The organism is Chitinilyticum aquatile DSM 21506 (genome assembly GCF_000430805.1).
GTDB lineage: Bacteria > Pseudomonadota > Gammaproteobacteria > Burkholderiales > Chitinibacteraceae > Chitinilyticum > Chitinilyticum aquatile.
On the sequence record NZ_KE387260.1, the window covers coordinates 269,224 to 285,904 of the forward strand.

General features: G+C 60.6%; 12 protein-coding genes and 1 tRNA gene. 8 read left to right on the forward strand and 5 right to left on the reverse strand.

The features are described from left to right. Positions 1-152: 152 nt before the first annotated feature. The 3 genes from H559_RS0116745 to mutM all read right to left on the reverse strand — a co-directional run bounded on the left by H559_RS0116745 (position 153) and on the right by mutM (position 3,973). Positions 153-923, reverse strand: coding sequence for a copper homeostasis protein CutC (locus H559_RS0116745; protein ID WP_028453621.1), 771 nt, complete (start codon positions 921-923; stop codon positions 153-155). Positions 924-1,036: 113 nt separating this feature from the next. Then, entirely contained in the window at positions 1,037-3,043 is a 2,007-nt protein-coding gene (locus H559_RS0116750; protein WP_211230962.1) for a dynamin family protein, read from the reverse strand. 111 nt (positions 3,044-3,154) lie between these two features. Next, positions 3,155-3,973 (reverse strand): bifunctional DNA-formamidopyrimidine glycosylase/DNA-(apurinic or apyrimidinic site) lyase, encoded by an 819-nt coding sequence (gene mutM, locus H559_RS0116755; RefSeq protein WP_028453623.1) that lies wholly within the window; start codon positions 3,971-3,973, stop codon positions 3,155-3,157. A 107-nt stretch (positions 3,974-4,080) separates the two neighbouring features. Here mutM and H559_RS0116760 point away from each other — a divergent pair, with 107 nt between their 5' ends. The 8 genes from H559_RS0116760 (at position 4,081) to H559_RS0116800 (ending at position 13,458) form a co-directional block, all read left to right on the forward strand. Beyond that, entirely contained in the window at positions 4,081-5,811 is a 1,731-nt protein-coding gene (locus H559_RS0116760; RefSeq protein ID WP_028453624.1) for a tetratricopeptide repeat protein, read from the forward strand. Further along, positions 5,811-6,377: an outer membrane lipoprotein LolB gene (locus H559_RS21990; RefSeq protein ID WP_051279704.1), complete on the forward strand. Its 567-nt coding sequence runs from the start codon at positions 5,811-5,813 to the stop codon at positions 6,375-6,377. Before H559_RS0116760 ends, H559_RS21990 begins: the two co-directional genes overlap by 1 nt. Further along, positions 6,374-7,237: a 4-(cytidine 5'-diphospho)-2-C-methyl-D-erythritol kinase gene (gene ispE / locus H559_RS0116775; RefSeq protein ID WP_028453625.1), complete on the forward strand. Its 864-nt coding sequence runs from the start codon at positions 6,374-6,376 to the stop codon at positions 7,235-7,237. The genes H559_RS21990 and ispE overlap by 4 nt, the downstream gene beginning before the upstream one ends. 24 nt (positions 7,238-7,261) lie before the next feature. Further along, a tRNA-Gln gene (locus H559_RS0116780) sits at positions 7,262-7,338 on the forward strand. 63 nt (positions 7,339-7,401) lie between these two features. Beyond that, positions 7,402-8,352 carry a ribose-phosphate pyrophosphokinase gene (locus H559_RS0116785; protein WP_028453626.1) on the forward strand — a complete coding sequence of 317 codons (951 nt, stop codon included), beginning with the start codon at positions 7,402-7,404 and terminating at the stop codon, positions 8,350-8,352. A 137-nt stretch (positions 8,353-8,489) separates the two neighbouring features. Continuing rightward, the gene (locus tag H559_RS0116790) at positions 8,490-9,065 is read left to right on the forward strand and encodes a 50S ribosomal protein L25/general stress protein Ctc (protein WP_028453627.1); all 576 of its coding nucleotides are present in this window, start codon (positions 8,490-8,492) and stop codon (positions 9,063-9,065) included. 226 nt (positions 9,066-9,291) lie between these two features. Further along, a complete protein-coding gene (locus tag H559_RS0116795; protein ID WP_028453628.1) occupies positions 9,292-11,271 on the forward strand; it encodes a PhoX family protein in 1,980 nt (659 codons plus the stop codon). A gap of 297 nt (positions 11,272-11,568) precedes the next feature. Next, the gene (locus H559_RS0116800) at positions 11,569-13,458 is read left to right on the forward strand and encodes a potassium transporter Kup (protein ID WP_051279706.1); all 1,890 of its coding nucleotides are present in this window, start codon (positions 11,569-11,571) and stop codon (positions 13,456-13,458) included. A gap of 73 nt (positions 13,459-13,531) precedes the next feature. On the opposite strand, the gene H559_RS0116805 is transcribed toward H559_RS0116800, so the two are convergent. Both H559_RS0116805 and H559_RS0116810 read right to left on the reverse strand, forming a co-directional pair. Further along, positions 13,532-15,151, reverse strand: coding sequence for an FAD-dependent oxidoreductase (locus H559_RS0116805; RefSeq protein ID WP_051279708.1), 1,620 nt, complete (start codon positions 15,149-15,151; stop codon positions 13,532-13,534). Beyond that, positions 15,151-16,662 carry a polyamine aminopropyltransferase gene (locus tag H559_RS0116810; RefSeq protein ID WP_028453631.1) on the reverse strand — a complete coding sequence of 504 codons (1,512 nt, stop codon included), beginning with the start codon at positions 16,660-16,662 and terminating at the stop codon, positions 15,151-15,153. Before H559_RS0116810 ends, H559_RS0116805 begins: the two co-directional genes overlap by 1 nt. Positions 16,663-16,681: the final 19 nt, after the last annotated feature.

Consider the following 16,681-nt stretch of genomic DNA (forward strand, 5'->3'; position numbering starts at 1 on the left):
CTTCATCAGGCAATTGCAAAGTGCATATTGCTCATCTCCTCCCTGATTGACGGGCACCTGATTCGGGTGCCCGCTTTTTTATACTCAAACAGTGTGCGTCGCAATACATTAGCCGGTATTGCCATACAGCCATTCAAGCAAAATGCTTGCGATCACATACCCATCAAGCTCGCATAGCCTTCCTGCGCCTGCTGCACCAGCTCACGCACCAGATCGACCTGCGTTTCAACCAGCGCATATTCATCCTGCCCCGGAATACCCATGTGCACGGCCGGATTGTGGTACCGCATGCCACTGGGAAACGGAGCCCGGGCCGAGCTGTGAAATTCGCGGCAACCGGTCTGGCGCGCCAGTTCGGCAATATTCCCGCCCCGTACCCCGGCGCCAGGCATCACGACCAGACGCTCGCCCGCCTGCTGCTGGAGTGCTCGCAGCAAGCCGGCACCTTCCAGCGCCGTTGCCGCCTGACCGCTGGAGAGCAGGCGATTGCAGCCACAGGCAATCACATCCTCCAGCGCCTGCTCCGGCAAGCGCGCCACATCAAAGGCGCGGTGAAACGTGACCTGCATCGGCGCAGCCAGCTCGACCAGCCGCTTGCACCGCGCCACATCGACATCACCATCGGCAGTCAGAATGCCGATCACCACCCCATCAACCCCCAGTTTCCTGCAGGCGAGCACGTCGCGCTCCATCACCTCGAATTCCAGATCGGTGTAGAGAAAATCGCCACCACGCGGGCGAATGATGACATTGAAACCGATCCAGAGGCGATCACGGGCCACGGCGATCTGGCCATGACTCGGGGTGGTGCCACCTTCCAGCAGGTTGTCGCAGAATTCGACACGGCCTGCGCCACCTTCCTGCGCAGCAAGGCAGGACGCCACCGAGCCGGCACAGATTTCCAGCAATACTCCATCAGTCATGTTGTTCTCCGGATTGAATCACAGCGGTTGTAGCGCATGCGGCGCACGGATGCACGGTAGAAATGCACAACGCCGCGCGACTGCGCGGCGTTGTCGGCTGGCTTCACAGCATCTCAGGCAGCTTTTGACTGCGAGAAGTCGCGAATTTCTGCATTCAGCGTGCTGTAGATGCCGCGCAACTGCGCATCGATGCTGTGCAGTTGTTCGTCGAGCTGGGCGCTGAATTCGTTGAGTTCCTTGATGCGATCTTCCAGCGTATCGGTGGCCTTGTGGATGCGCTTGATGCTTTCCAGACGGCGGCGCAGTTGCAGCTGATGCTCGCGCACCTGTGTTTCCATCGGTGCCATCACGGCCTTCAGCCAGTTTTCCACGTCGCGATTGGCCACATCGAACACATAGATCACACGGCTGGCGATGGTTTCGAAGAACTTGCGCGTCAGACGCCCCTGGCTGGTGGTCAGGATGTTGCCGACGGTATTGAAATGCTCACGGAAGGAGCGCTCAAGCCGCGCCAGTTCCTTGTGGTATTTCAGCGTGGAAAACGGCGGCGGCGTCACCTGGCCAAGGCCGTGTTCTTCGCTGAACTTCTTGTACATCGCAGCCATCATCGCCTGGATTTCGGCCACCTGTTCGGCCGACTTGGCGATCGAGGCATTCACATCAAGGAAGAAACGGTCCATCGTATTGCGCAGGCCGCCTTCGCCAAAGGAGAAGATGCTGCGCTCCATCTGCGTGCGGATGCGGGTAATTTCGTTCTTCAGCGCATCCTTGCCCAGCAGCGAATACAGCTTGTTGGTCTGCTGGCTGAACACGCTGCGCAAGGCCTGGAAGCGCACGAGGCCCTGTTCGAAGTGCTTCTTGTCTTCCTGCACCTTGTCCATCATCTGCAGGATGACATCCTGGTTCTTGCCCCTGAGGCCGGTCAGCTCGGTGAGTTGCTCGTTCACGCCCTCCTGGCGGGTGTTGAGAATCGAGCGGATCGCCAGCACGATGTCCTCGACCTCGCCTTGCGTGGCATCGCGGACAATGTCCTGCTTGCCCGGCAGCAGATCATCCGACAGGGCGCGCTCAAGGTGGGCAAGCTGGCTCTTCGCCAGCAGTGCGTCATCCTGCTGCACCTTGGCCACCAGCGCTTTCTGCGCCGATACCGGGAACACCTGCTGCGGCGTGACGTTCAGCAATTCGGAGGTGGTGCGGATCTGCTTGTCGAGTTCGGCCTGGACTTCGGCCTCGGTTTTCAGCGGATCCCACAGGCCATCGATCTTGTTGAGCACCACGAGGCGGCCATGACGATTACCCTGTCCGCGGGCGATGTGATTGCGCCAGACGTCGATGTCGCTCTTGGTCACACCAGTGTCGGCGGCAAGAATGAAAAGGATCGCGTGAGCATTCGGCAGCAGATTCAGCGTCAGCTCCGGCTCTGTACCGATGGCATTCAAGCCCGGGGTGTCTAGGATGACGAGCCCCTGTTCGAGCAGGGGATGCGGGAAATTGATCACGGCATGGCGCCAGCACGGGATTTCGACCTTGCCTTCCGCGTCGACCGTGATGACCTGATCAGGGTCATTTTCATCAAAGAGGCCGTACTGCTTGGCGGTATCGACACTGACTCGGCAGGTGGCACCAATCTCCCGGAACGCCTCCAGCAAGGCTTCCGGGCTGTCCAGATCCAGCTCGATGGTGTGCCACTCATCGCGGTAGCGGCGATATTCCTGCGTCGTGACATTGCCGGCGCGGGTTTCGATCGGCAGCAGCTGGATGGACGGGGTCTTGTCGGCGTCGTACAGCAGTTCGGTCGGACACATCGTCGTGCGACCTGCAGACGACGGCAGAATGCGCTGACCATAATGCGCGAAGAAAATGGCGTTGATCAGCTCGGACTTGCCACGCGAGAACTCGGCGACAAAGGCAATATTCAGCTTGTCTTCGCGCAGCTTCTCGGTCAGCGCCCTGATGCGCAGATCGGTCTGCGCATCGTTGAGATCCTGCTCGGCCAGCCAGCGTTGCAGTTGTGCAATTTGCTGGGTGAGATGAGCGCGCCAGGCGCTGTAGGCCTGGAAATCGGCCACCATGTAATCATTGGCGGCAATACTGTCCTGATGCAGATAATCGGTGCTCATGTCACCCCCGGTCCCGGAATATGTTCTTGATTGTTCTATCTGATTTTGCGTGCTAAATCGCGCAGCGGCAACTTTGTCCGCCCGATCGCCATACGTACTGTATTTTACACATCAATTCGGCTGGCATTTCGGGCAAAAGCAGCTCGCCCGCTGCCCCAGCCGGATCTGCTGCATGGGCGTGCCGCAAACGCGGCAAGGCAGTCCCTCCCGGCCATACGCAAAGCAATTGAGCATGAAATAACCAGCCTTGCCATCTGTATCCACATAATCGCGCAAGGTGCTGCCACCCGCAGTGATGGCCTCCGTCAGCACGGCCTTGATTGCTTCGACCAGTACGGCGATTTCCCTGGCCGCAAGTAATCCGGCCGGACGCAGGGGATGAATTCCGGCGCGGAACAGACTCTCGGCCGCATAGATATTACCGACACCAACCACATGGTGATTGTCCATGATCAGCGATTTGATCGCGGTCTTGCGCCCAGCACAGCATTTAGCCAGCCAGTCCGGCGAAAACTGGCCGGAAAGCGGCTCGGGGCCTAGCTCTGCCAGCAGCGGATGCGCTTGCCCGTCAGCTTCGGCCCACAGCCAGGCGCCGAAGCGGCGTGGATCCCGATATCGCAGCCTCATGCCGTTATCCAGTACAAGATCAATGTGCTCATGCTTCTCCGGCGGAAAGGGCTGGCTCAAGGCCCGCAAACTGCCCGACATGCCCAGATGAACCAGCAGAACTCCGCTATCGAACTCGAACAGCAAATACTTGGCGCGCCGGCTGACACGGCGGATGACCTGTCCCGCAACCCGCTCACCCAGTTCTTCCGGCACAGGCCAGCGCAGGCGCGAATTACGGACAATCAGCTCCTTGACCGCAGCTCCGGCCACATGCCCCGCAATTCCGCGACGAGTGGTTTCAACTTCGGGTAATTCAGGCACCGGCATGCTCTCCGCAGACGTAGAATGGAAAGTAAATTGTGGCAATCACTTGGACTTTGCCGCCAGTTTACCTAATATCGCCATTCCATCCTGCCCGGACTGAATTCATGCCCAGCCTGCGTATTGTTTACTCCGCCCTTGTTGCCGGGCTGTTTTCCCTGGGCAGCACCGGCTTTGCACATGCAGCGGCTCCCGACAAGGAAGAAAACACTTCCTCTCCCGATGAGGCGTTAAGCGCGCCATTGCCCAATTTGCCGCTCACACCCGAGCTGCTGCAGCTGATGCTGGTCGGCGATATCGCGGCACAGCGCGGTGACGGAGTGCTTGCGGCCCAGCTCTGGCATGAGCTGGCAAAACGCACGAACGACCCGCGCATTGCGCGCCGGGCAACCGAGCTGGGCATCAATAGCGGCCAACTCGGGCTGGCACTGGATGCAGCAGAGCGCTGGAACAGGACGGATCCTTACTCCAAGGATGCGCAGCAGCTCATGATAGGCTTGCTGATCCGGGCCAACCGCATCAATGATGTTGACCCCTATCTGCTCGCGCTGATGCAGAGCACCCCCAGGGAAATCGCACCATTTTTCATGCAACTCCATCTGCTGTGGGGCAAAAATGCCGACCGCAATGCGGTCCTGGCGACAACGACGCGGCTGGCAGCCCGTTACCCGCAATTGCCCGAAGCTCACTTCGCCCGTTCGGTGGCTTCAGCCAATGCCGGCAAGAATCCGGAAGCGATTGCCGACCTTGATCAGGCGCTGGCATTACGCCCGGACTGGGAAGCCGCAGCGCTCTACAAGGCACAGCTGCTGGCCGGCAAGGATCCGCAGGCCAGTCTTGCGCTACTGAAAACGGCCAGTGCGGCCAATCCGATGTCACTCGCACTCCTGCTTGCCCAGGCAAGGCTGCAGGCCGAGCAGAACCAGATCGATGCGGCGCATGCCACTTACCAGCGCATCCTGCAGCAACATCCGGAGAATATGGAAGCCATGATCGGCAGCGCCATCACGGCGCTGGATCTGCGCCGGCTGGACGAAGCCCGCATCCTGCTGGAACAGATTATCGAACGCAAACCGGCCGAACCAAGCCTTTTCTATCTCTATCTGGGGCAAATTGCGGAAGAACAGCGCCAGTGGCAAACCGCGCTTGACTGGTACAAGCAGGTCAATGATCCGCAGCACCTCGAAAAGCTCAACCTGCGCCTGCCCAGGGTCATGGCACGCGCAGGGCAGCGGGAGGCCGCACTGCAAGCGGTTGCGGCACTGCCAGTTGCAACGGAAAACCAGCAAGTCAGCAAGGCACAGGCAGAAGCCATGGTATGGAAGGAGCTGGGCGACCTCAACCGCGCCCGGACAACACTCAGCGAAGCACTGCGCCGCCACCCGAAAAATGCAGACTTGTACTACGACCGCTCGATCTATGCCGACGAACTGGGCGACATCACCGGCGCCGAAGCCGACTTGCGCCAGAACCTGCTGCTGAATCCAGATAATGCCGCCGGGCAGAATGCGCTGGGCTACCTGCTGACCAACCGCAGCGAACGGTATGCCGAGGCCGAGCCCCTGATTGAAGCCGCACTGGCACAGGAACCGGACAACCCGGCCTTCCTTGACAGCATGGGCTGGCTGCGCCTCAAGCAGGGGCGCTACGCCGAAGCCGCAGAACTTTTGCAGAAAGCATGGCACGACAGCAATGAACCCGAAATCGGCCTGCACCTCGCCGAGGCGCTCGTCAAACTCGGCAAGACCAGGGAAGCACGCGGCGTCATCGAAGCCGTGCAGAAGCTGGATGCCGGCAACCGCGAGCTGGCGGCAACACGCGAGCGACTGGGACTCTGATGCGGCACTGGCTTCTGTTGCTGGGGCTTCTCTTGCTGACTGCCTGCGCGCAACTGCCGACTGCGCCCGCCAGCGGCTACGCACTCAGCGGGCGTCTCAGCATCCGTGACGGCAAGCAGAACCAGCAAGCCCTGTTCGGTTGGCAGACGAGCGCGGCACAGGACAGACTCAGCTTCGACAGCCCTCTCGGCCAGACACTGGCAGCCCTTACCATCCAGTACGACAGTAGCGGGTACCCCGTATCCGCCACGCTGGAACAGGGTGGCACTACACCCGTCACCGCATCTGATCCGCAGGCCCTGCTCTACCAGCTGACCGGCCTTTCACTCCCGCTTGGCGGTCTGCGCTGGTGGCTGCGTGGTGAGGCAGCCCCATTCTCCCCCGCCGAGCGCAGCGAAACCGACGGCACGGTCACCCTCCGCCAGGATGGCTGGCAGATCGAAGCTCGCGACTTCCGTCCGCTGGGTCAGCACCAGCAGCCATACCGCATTGATGCGCGCCGTGATGACATCCAGCTCCGCATCGTGATTTCCGACGCCAGCACCGACTTGCAAACCACACCATGAATCTTGACGCCTTTGCCAGCACGGACGGTTTTTACGACTTTCCGGCGCCCGCCAAACTCAATCTCTTCCTGCACATCATCGGCCGCCGCCCTGACGGCTACCACCTGCTGCAGTCAACCTTCCAGCTGATCGATTACAGTGACACCATTTCCCTGCGGGTGCGCGATGACGGACAACTGTTGCACCGCAACCCCATCCCGGGCGTGGCACCGGAACATGATCTCTGCATCAGGGCCGCACGCCTCATGCAGGAAAAAACCGGCTGCACGCAGGGAGTCGACCTTGGCATTACCAAGCGACTGCCCATGGGCGGCGGCGTCGGCGGTGGCAGCTCGGATGCAGCAACCGTCATGCTGGCGCTCAACCGGCTCTGGCAACTGCACCTGCCCAGGCAGACACTGATGGACTGGGGCGTGACGCTTGGCGCCGATGTTCCCTTCTTCCTGTTCGGGCAAACGGCCTTCGTCGAGGGCATCGGCGAGCGCATGACAGCGGTTCCGTCAGAAGATCAATGGTTTGTCGTGCTGCACCCGCAAGTGCACGTACCTACCCCTGAAATTTTTTGCGACGAAGGCTTGACACGCAATACGCCCCCCCTTATAGTTCGCGTCCTCGACAACGCAGCAACGCAAAACGACTTGCAGGCGGTGGCGAGCAGGAAGTTCCCGCTAATACAGAAACATCTCGACTGGTTGAGCCAGTTTGGTGAAGCGAGAATGACCGGATCAGGAAGTTGTGTGTTTGCGAAATTCGCTTCACAAACTGCGGCAAATCAAGTAATATCGCAGCTTCCCGACGAAATGAAAGGCTTTATTGCCAGATCATTGAGTCAACACCAGTTACATGAATTTGCTGATTAATTATGTTGATTGGCAGGTTTATATAGGGGAGTCGCCAAGTTGGTTAAGGCATCGGATTTTGATTCCGACATGCGAAGGTTCGAATCCTTCTTCCCCTGCCACTTTTAGAAAGAAAAGCGTGTAATCCACAAATTACACGCTTTTCTCGTTTCTGGGATTGGAAAATGGCTTACGACAGCCTCATGGTATTCACCGGCAACGCTAACCCGCGCCTTGCCGAACAAGTGGTCAATCACCTCGACATCTCCTTGGTACGTGCCACTGTCGGCCGTTTCTCGGATGGTGAAGTGACGGTGGAGCTGCTCGAAAACGTACGCGGCCGCGACGTCTTCGTTCTGCAGTCCACCTGTGTACCGACCAACGACAACCTGATGGAAATCATGCTGATGGTTGACGCGCTCAAGCGCGCTTCCGCCGGCCGGATTACCGCCGCCATTCCCTATTTCGGCTATGCCCGCCAAGATCGCCGCCCGCGTTCCGCCCGCGTACCGATTTCGGCCAAGGTCGTCGCCAACATGCTCACCGTCGCCGGTGTAGACCGTGTCCTGACCGTTGATGTGCATGCCGACCAGATCCAGGGCTTCTTCGACATTCCGGTCGACAACATCTATTCGACGCCCGTGCTGCTCGCCGACATCCGCGAAAAGCGCTACGAAGACCTGATGGTCGTCAGCCCGGACGTCGGTGGCGTATTGCGTGCCCGCGCGATGGCCAAGCAGCTCAATGTCGACATGGCCATCATTGACAAGCGCCGTCCGAAGGCCAACGTTGCCGAAGTCATGCACATCATCGGTGACGTCAAAGACCGCACCTGCGTGATCATCGATGACATGATCGACACCGCCAATACGCTGTGCAAGGCCGCAGAAGCGCTGAAGAAGTTCGGTGCCAAGCGCGTGATGGCCTACGCCACCCACCCGGTGTTCTCCGGTGCCGCCATCGAGCGCATCCTGAATTCCGAGCTGGATGAAGTGGTCGTGACCGACACCATTCCGGTACCGGAAGCGGCACAGGCCACCGGTCGCATCCGCGTGGTATCGATTGCCGGCCTGCTGGCCGAAACGATGCGCCGCATCAACAACGAAGAGTCGGTTTCCACCCTCTTCGTCGATTAAGCAACACCAGCCCCGTTAGCCTGCAGGTATACACCTGCAACCTGGCGGGGCAAATGCATTCAGGGGAATACCCCCGGAATCGCTGGTCGCCCTGGTCGCGGGGGACGAGCGTTTAATTACGAAACGGAGTATTTAAGATGTCTTTTGAAATCAATGCACAAAGCCGTCCTGCGCAGGGCACCGGAGCGAGCCGCCGCCTGCGCAAGGCTGGCCGTCTGCCGGCAGTCGTTTACGGTGGCAGCAAGGACGCGATCGCCGTGTCCCTGGACCACAACGAAATGTACTACACCCTGCAAGACGAAAAATTCCACACCGCGCTGATCAAGCTGAATGTGGAAGGCGCCATCGAACAGGTTCTGCTGCGCGCAGTTCAGTACCACCCGTTCAAGCAGCAAGTCCTGCACGTTGACTTCCAGCGCGTTGATGATGCCACCAAGGTTGAAATCAAGGTTCCGCTGCACTTCGTGAATGGCGACACCTGCCTGGGCGTCAAGCTGCAAGGCGGTTCCATCGCTCACGCACTGAACGAAGTTCAGATCCGTGCCGTTGCCACCAAGATCCCGGATTATGTCGAAGTGGATCTGGGCGCCCTGGCCGTTGGCAATACCGCCGTTCACCTGTCCGACCTGAAGCTGCCGGAAGGTGTCGAGCTGGTCAGCCTGCTGCGCGGCAACGATCTGGCTGTTGCCATCCTGAACGGCGCCAAGGCTTGATTGTCGCCCCCGGGATGATGCAGTAGCACGCATCGGAAAACCGGCCCTGCGGGGCCGGTTTTTTTGCGCTCCCGATTTATACCCACCCCCCTTTAGTGCCAAAGCCCTCCATTCCAAAGGGCTGCATGGCAATACCCAGCAGATGGGGGCAGGCATCGCGATGTCATACGGGCGTCATCGGCAAGCCCGATGATGGCGGCTTTCCATAGCCACTGACCTGCTTGCCATGACCAAAAGCTATTCCGACAAAAACGTCATCTGCAACGACTCCACCAATCCGGCGTTCAGCCAGATCGCTTCAGCCATCAACCTGAACCTGAGCCGCCGCTCCCTGCTCACCGGCAGTGGCGCCGCTGCCACCGGCCTTTTGCTGGCCGGACTGCCTGATCTGGCGTCTGCCGCTGCACAGTCCGCCGCTCGCGCCGGCAAGGCGCTGAAACCGGCTGCACTCGGCTTTGCCGGCATCCCGCTCTCGGACGCCGACACTGTGACCGTTCCCGCCGGCTATCGCGCGCAGCTCGTCAATGCCTGGGGTGATGCCGTCGGCCTGGCCGGCAATTTGCCTGCCTTCAAGCAGGATGGCAGCAACAGCTTCGTCGAGCAGATGGCGCAATCCGGCATGCACCACGACGGCATGCACTTCTTCCCGCTGCCCTACGGCTCGCAGAACAGTGCCCACGGCCTGCTGGCGATCAATCACGAATACACCGATGACGGTCTGCTGCACACCGACGGCATGAAGACCTGGACCGCCGAGAAAGTGAGAAAGGCGCAAGCCGCACACGGCGTGTCGATCATCGAAGTGAAAAAGGGCGAAGCTGGCTGGCAGCAAGTTCTGCCCTCCAGCTACGCCCGCCGTGTCAGCACCCTGACCGCCTGTGCGATTTCCGGCCCGGCGGCCGGCCATGCGCTGATGAAAACGGTGGATGATCCGACCGGCCGCGAAGTGCTCGGCACGCTGAACAACTGCGCCAATGGCTGGACACCGTGGGGCACTTACCTGACCTGCGAAGAAAACTGGAATGGCTACTTCGTCGACTGGTCGAACAATATGAAGCCGGATGGCTTCAACGCCAAACGCTACGGCGTGAAGGAAAAGGACGCCGGCTATCGCTGGGCCGAGCACGACCTGCGCTTCGATGCCCAGCTCAACCCGCACGAGCCCAACCGCTTCGGCTGGGTGGTCGAGATCGACCCCTACCATCCGGACAGCAAACCGGTGAAGCGCACCGCGCTCGGCCGCTTCAAGCACGAAGGCGCCGCACTGGCCATCGCACCCGATCAGCGCTGCGTGTTCTACATGGGCGACGACGAGCGCTTCGAGTACATCTACAAATTCGTCACCAAGCGCCCGTATGACGCGAAGAACCGCCGTGCAAACGCCAACCTGCTCGACGAAGGCACGCTGTATGTGGCGAAATTCAACGCCGATGGCAGCGGCGAATGGCTGGAGCTCACGCACGGCAAGAACGGCCTGACTGCGGCCAACGGCTTTGCCGACCAGGGCGAACTGCTGGTGAAAACCCGTCTTGCCGCCGACCATGTCGGCGCGACCAAGATGGACCGTCCGGAATGGACGACCGTCAACCCGCATAACCAGGGCGAAATCTTCTGCACGCTGACCAACAACAGCGAACGCGGCAAGGAAGGCAAGCCGGGGCCGGACGCGGCCAACCCGCGTGCCAACAATCTGTTCGGTCACATCATGCGCTGGGTGGAAGCCGGCAATAATCCGGCTGCCACCACCTTCCAGTGGAACATTCTGGTGCTGGCTGGCAATGACAAGGCCGCCAAGGATGAGCACAAGGGCAATATCAAGGGCGATGTTTTCGGCAGCCCGGATGGCCTGCACTTTGATGCCAACGGCCTGCTGTGGGTACAGACCGATGTCTCGACCACCACACTGAACAAGAAGGAATATGCCGGCATGGGCAACAACCAGATGGTCGCGATGGTGCCGGAAACCGGCGAAGCCCGTCGTTTCCTCACCGGCCCGCGCGGTTGCGAGATCACCGGCATCGCCTTCACGCCGGATCACAAGACGCTGTTCGTGAATATCCAGCACCCCGGCGAGCCGGACAGCGAACGCAATGACCCGGCCAATCCGAAAGCGATTTCCAGCTGGCCCAACGGTGCACTCGGCGGCCGCCCGCGCTCGGGCACCGTGGTCATTACCCGTGACGATGGCGGCGTGATCGGCCTGTAACTCCCTCAGTCAGCACAACAGCCATACCCGCCACCCCATAAGGCCGCAGCCATTTTCTGGAAATGGCTGCGGCCTTATACATTGCCAATACTCAATCCAAAGCAGCGCCACTCAAAAACCGGCTGCATTAACAATATTTAAGCGCCTGCTCGAGAAGACCTGTCTAGCATGCAGACCTGCCTGCCACACCCGCCGTGATTCCGGCGCTAGGGCAGCAAGCAAAAGCAGACTTGAATCAAGGCGAGGCCGCAGTTCGCGGCGCTATGATCGCCGCCTTCATTTCCCGGGAGGGAAGTCATGACCTCGGCAGGCTCACAGCACTCCGGCTCGCGCGCACTCACCCTCGCCGCACTCGGCGTGGTCTACGGCGACATCGGCACCAGCCCGCTCTACACGCTCAAGGAGTGTTTTGCCGGGCCGGTCGGGCTGGCGCTCACCCCCTTCAACATCCTGGGCATCCTGTCGCTGATTTTCTGGGCGCTGATGCTGGTGGTCTCGCTCAAATACGTCAGCATCATTCTGCGTGCCGACAACAAGGGCGAGGGCGGCATTCTGGCGCTGCTGGCACTCGCCCAGCGCGAAACGGCGGGTCGCCCGCGGCTGACCCGCTGCGTAGCCATACTCGGCATTTTCGGCGCCGCCCTGTTCTATGGTGACTGCATCATTACCCCGGCGATTTCGGTACTCTCGGCAGTTGAGGGGATCAGCGTCGTATCGCACAAACTGGACCAGATGATCGTCCCCCTGTGCATCGGCATCATCATCGGCCTGTTTGCCGTGCAATCACACGGCACCGCCACCGTCGGCAAGATCTTCGGACCTGTGATGCTGCTGTGGTTCGCCATACTCGCGGTGATGGGCATCGCCAGCATCGTCCACGCACCGGAAGTTCTCGCCGCACTCAATCCGCTGCACGCAGTCCGCTTTTTCCTCGCCGCCCCCGGCTCCAGTTTCATCCTGCTGGGCGCGGTCGTGCTCTGCCTGACCGGTGGCGAGGCGCTGTATGCCGACATGGGGCATTTCGGCAAGGCTGCAATCCGCAATGCCTGGTACGGGCTGGTACTGCCGGCGCTGGTGCTCAATTACTTCGGCCAGGGCGCGCTGCTGCTGCAGAACCCGCAGGCCATCAAGAATCCGTTTTTCCTGCTGGCTCCCGGCTGGGGGCTGATCCCGCTGGTGCTGCTGGCAACATTCGCTACGGTGATCGCCTCGCAGGCGGTGATTTCCGGCGCGTATTCGATGGCCAGCCAGGCCATCCAGCTAGGCTTTACGCCGCGCATGGAGATCCGCCATACCTCGGCATCTGAAAAGGGACAGATCTTCATCAGCCAGATCAACTGGGCACTGCTGCTTGCCGTCATCATTCTCATCCTTTCCTTCCGCTCGTCCGGCGCGCTAGCGTCCGCCTACGGCTTTGCTGTGACCTGCACGATGGTCATCACCACACTGCTGGCCTTTCTGGTACTCGGCAAATACAGCACCCCATTGCGCCGCCTGGGAATGTTTGCCGTGCTGGGTGGATTGCTGCTGGTCGATCTGGCCTTTTTCGCCGCCAATTCGCTGAAAATTGCCGACGGAGGCTGGATGCCCCTGCTGGTCGGTCTGGTGCTGTTCACGATGATGATGACGTGGAAACGCGGCCGCATGCTGCTGATGCGCAAGCTGCGTGAAGGCGAAATGCCGCTGGCAGGCTTTGTCGGCACACTGGAAAGCAGCACCATCGCACGGGTGGAAGGCACTGCCGTCTTTCTGACGGCCAGCAGCGATACCGTACCGCACGCGCTGCTGCACAACCTGAAACACAACAAGATCCTGCACGAGCAGGTGATCCTGCTCACCGTCAGCACGGCTGATGTGCCTCTCATCCCTCCGGCGCAGCAGCTGACGATCACGCAACTGGGCAATCAGGTTTTCCAGATTCTGATCTGCTGCGGTTTCAAGGACACACCGGACATTCCCGCCGCGCTGGCGCTGGCAGCGACCAGGGAGCCGCAGCTGCATTGCGAGCCAATGCAGCTGTCCTATTTCCTGAGCCGGGAAACCATCGTCGAGAGCAGATATCCGGAAATGGCACGCTGGCGGCGCATGCTGTTCAGCCTGATGATGCGCAACGCTGCCCGTATCACCAGCTTCTTCGGCATTCCGCCCAACCGCGTTGTGGAAATGGGCATGCAAGTCGAGCTCTGAAGCTGCTTATACCCGTATGGCCATATGCCTTCAGCGATCTAGCAAAAAGGGCTATAGGCAGATACCCGCCAAATCACAACAGTGCTTCGGCCGCCTGATTACCCCACCAGCTGGCCTCCTCGAATACCGAAAGACCGGATAGATCGGCGTGCGCAAAGCGGATGCGGCCATCGAGCGCGCGCAGCGCGGCGAGGCCGGCATTCCCAAGAAAGCCCGGCGCGGGCGTACTCATGGCGTGGCCGCGCACGGTGATTTCGACCTGCTGCACGGCCTGCCGCCAGCGCCAGCCGTACACCGCGTGCAGATCCTGCGCGGCAACGTCGTACAGATCATCGGCACTGGCGTGTTCGAGTCGTGCGCGCACCGCTCGCGGGTCTTCATTGGCAAAGGCATGGTAGGCCGTAAATACGCTGTGCGCCGGCTTGTACTGGCGAATCAGCTGGTGCGTGCTGTTGACGAAGCCAAGGCTGTTGCTGCCGTACACGACGTTGTCCCACGCCAGCGGATGGTCTTTCGGCTCATCCGGGAAGCGGTCGATCAGGAAATTGCTGACCTGCCAGGCCGCATGAGGTAGTGCGTGCTGCGCCGGGTCGTAGCCGAAATCGCGCAAGCCGCTGACCACGTGCGCGGCAACATGCAGCGGCATGGCACAGATCACCTGCTCGGCGACCAGCCGCGTCACCTTGCGGCTGACCACATCGAGCACGTCAACATGTACTACCTTGCCGACTTCCGTCGCCTTCACCGCCATGCCGCCCATGCGCTGCGCAGGCGCGAGCACTGAGGCGAGATGGCGCACCAGCGGGTTGATGCCGTCCGGCCAGGTCAGGATGGCGCCCTCTTCAGCATTCGCCGCGTGGCCGCCACGGCTGGCGAAATAATGCAGCCCTGCCCAGGCCGAGGTCTGAGCGCTACCGGCACCATAATCATCGCGGCAGGCGTAATCCAGATACCACAGCAGCCCCGGCGCGGTATAACCCTCGCGCTTGAGCCATTGCGCAAAACTGAGTTGATCAAGCGCCCGCCATTGCGGGTCAGTGGAGGACAGAACCAGCGGAATGGCGAACACACGCCGACCATCGCTGCCGGTCTTGTCGCGCAAGCCCGCGACAAAATCCAGAAAACGCTGCTGCTGTTTCAGCTCGTCGGCATCCATGCCGGTGCGGGGCATCAGCCCTTCCTGCCAGCGGCCGTCGACCCAGAGGCGTTCTTCCGGCGCATGCACCAGTACCCGCTCGTCAAAGTAAGGCTTCGCGGTGAACGCATCACGCTCGATCACGCCCATGTCGGCCAGCAGCTCGCGCACATGGCGCGACTCCAGCGAAGGCAGCGGCAGATAATGCGCGCCACGAGGATGGGCCAGCCCGCCCAGCGCCCCCGCCGCACAATTGCCACCGAACTCGGGACCATCGACCAGCAGCACATCCTTGCGACCGCCACGCACCAGTTTCCATGCGGCAAACAGGCCAGCCGCGCCACCGCCGAGAATGGCGACACCGACCTTGCGTTCAACCGAGGGAGCAGGAAGCTGGGTATGACCTCGCAACCAATGGCCTTCAAGCATGCCAGGCCAATACCCCTTGATGTTGAGCCCGAGCTGCAGCAGCTTGCAGCCGCCCAGCGCCATTCCCGCTCCCCCCCCTGCAAGCAGACCCAGCCCCAGCTGCAGCACCTTGCGCCGTGTCAGCTCCATCAGCGCAGCACCCGTGACCAGTCCTGCTCGAAGTAATGCACCAGCGACTGGTTGTTGAGCCGGTTCGCTTCGACTTCGATTTTCTGCATGTCCGGCGGGAAGAAGAACATCTGCCGGGTCGACTCAGTGTCGAGGAATTTCATTGGCAAGCGGTACGCGGTGGGCGGCGTATAGCCGGCCTGTTTCGCCCCGATGATGAAACCCCATTCGCCGAACGAGGGAACATAAGCGTGGTACGGCGTAGTGACAAAACCCGCCTCTTCCAGCGTCTTGTTGATGCTCCAGTACGAGCGCGGGGCATGCATCGGCGAGGTGGACTGCACCACCATCAGGCCGTTCTGCGCCAGATGGCGGTTCACCAGCCGGAACATCGGCACCGAATACAGCTTGCCGAGCGCGAAATTGCTGGGGTCGGGGAAGTCGATGATGATGGCGTCAAACACGCCATTGTTTTTCTCCAGCCACTGACCAGCGTCTTCATTGACCACGTGGGCGCGTTTGTCCTTCAGCGCCCCCTTGTTCAGTGCCACCAGCGGCGCGGAGGTGGAAAACAGCGTCGTCATCGCCGGGTCGAGGTCGACCAGCGTAATGTGCTCGATCTGCGGGTAGCGCAGGATTTCCCGCATTGCCAGCCCGTCGCCGCCGCCGAGCACCAGCACGCGCTTCGCCCAGGGCGTTTTTTCCAGCACCGGATGCACAAGCGCCTCGTGGTAGCGGTATTCGTCGCGGCTGGAGAACTGCAGGTTGCCATTGATGTAGAGGCGCAGATCATCCTGCCACTTGGTCAGCACCAGCCGCTGATACGGCGAAGTCTGCGCGTGGATGATTTCATCACCGTAGATGGCCTTCTCGCTCCAGGCTGTCAGCCGCTCGGCAGCAACAAAGGAGCCGGCCAGCAGCATCAGCACAATGCCGCCGCGCAGGTAGAAGTGCAGCGGATTTTTCAGCTCATGACGAAACACCCGCGCCGTCCACAGCGCAACGCCCACATTCAGGAGGCCAAACAGCAGCGCCGTGCGCGCCAACCCCAGCTTGGGTGCCAGTACCAGCGGAAACAGCAGCGATACCGCCAGCGCCCCCATGTAATCGAAGGTCAGCACGCGGCTGACGATGTCGGCAAAGGCCGTCTTGCGCTGGTTGAGCACACGCATCACCAGCGGAATTTCCATACCGACCAGCGCGCCACAGATCAGCACCAGCGCATACAGCACGGTGCGGAACGGTGCATTGGCCCAGGCAAATACCAGAAACAGGAACAGGGCCGACAAGCCACCGATCAGGCCGACCAGCAGCTCGACATCAATAAAGGTCCCCAGCGCGCGCTCTTCCTTCACATACTTCGAGCAGTGGGAGCCCAGCCCCATCGCGAACAGATAGGTGCCGATGATCGAGGAAAACTGCAGCACCGAATCGCCCAGCAGATAGCTGGCCAGCGCACCCGCAATCAATTCGTAAGCAAGACCACAGGATGCAACAATGAACACGGAAAGGATCAGCAGCCGGTCTCTCATGGATATTTCTTGTGATTTG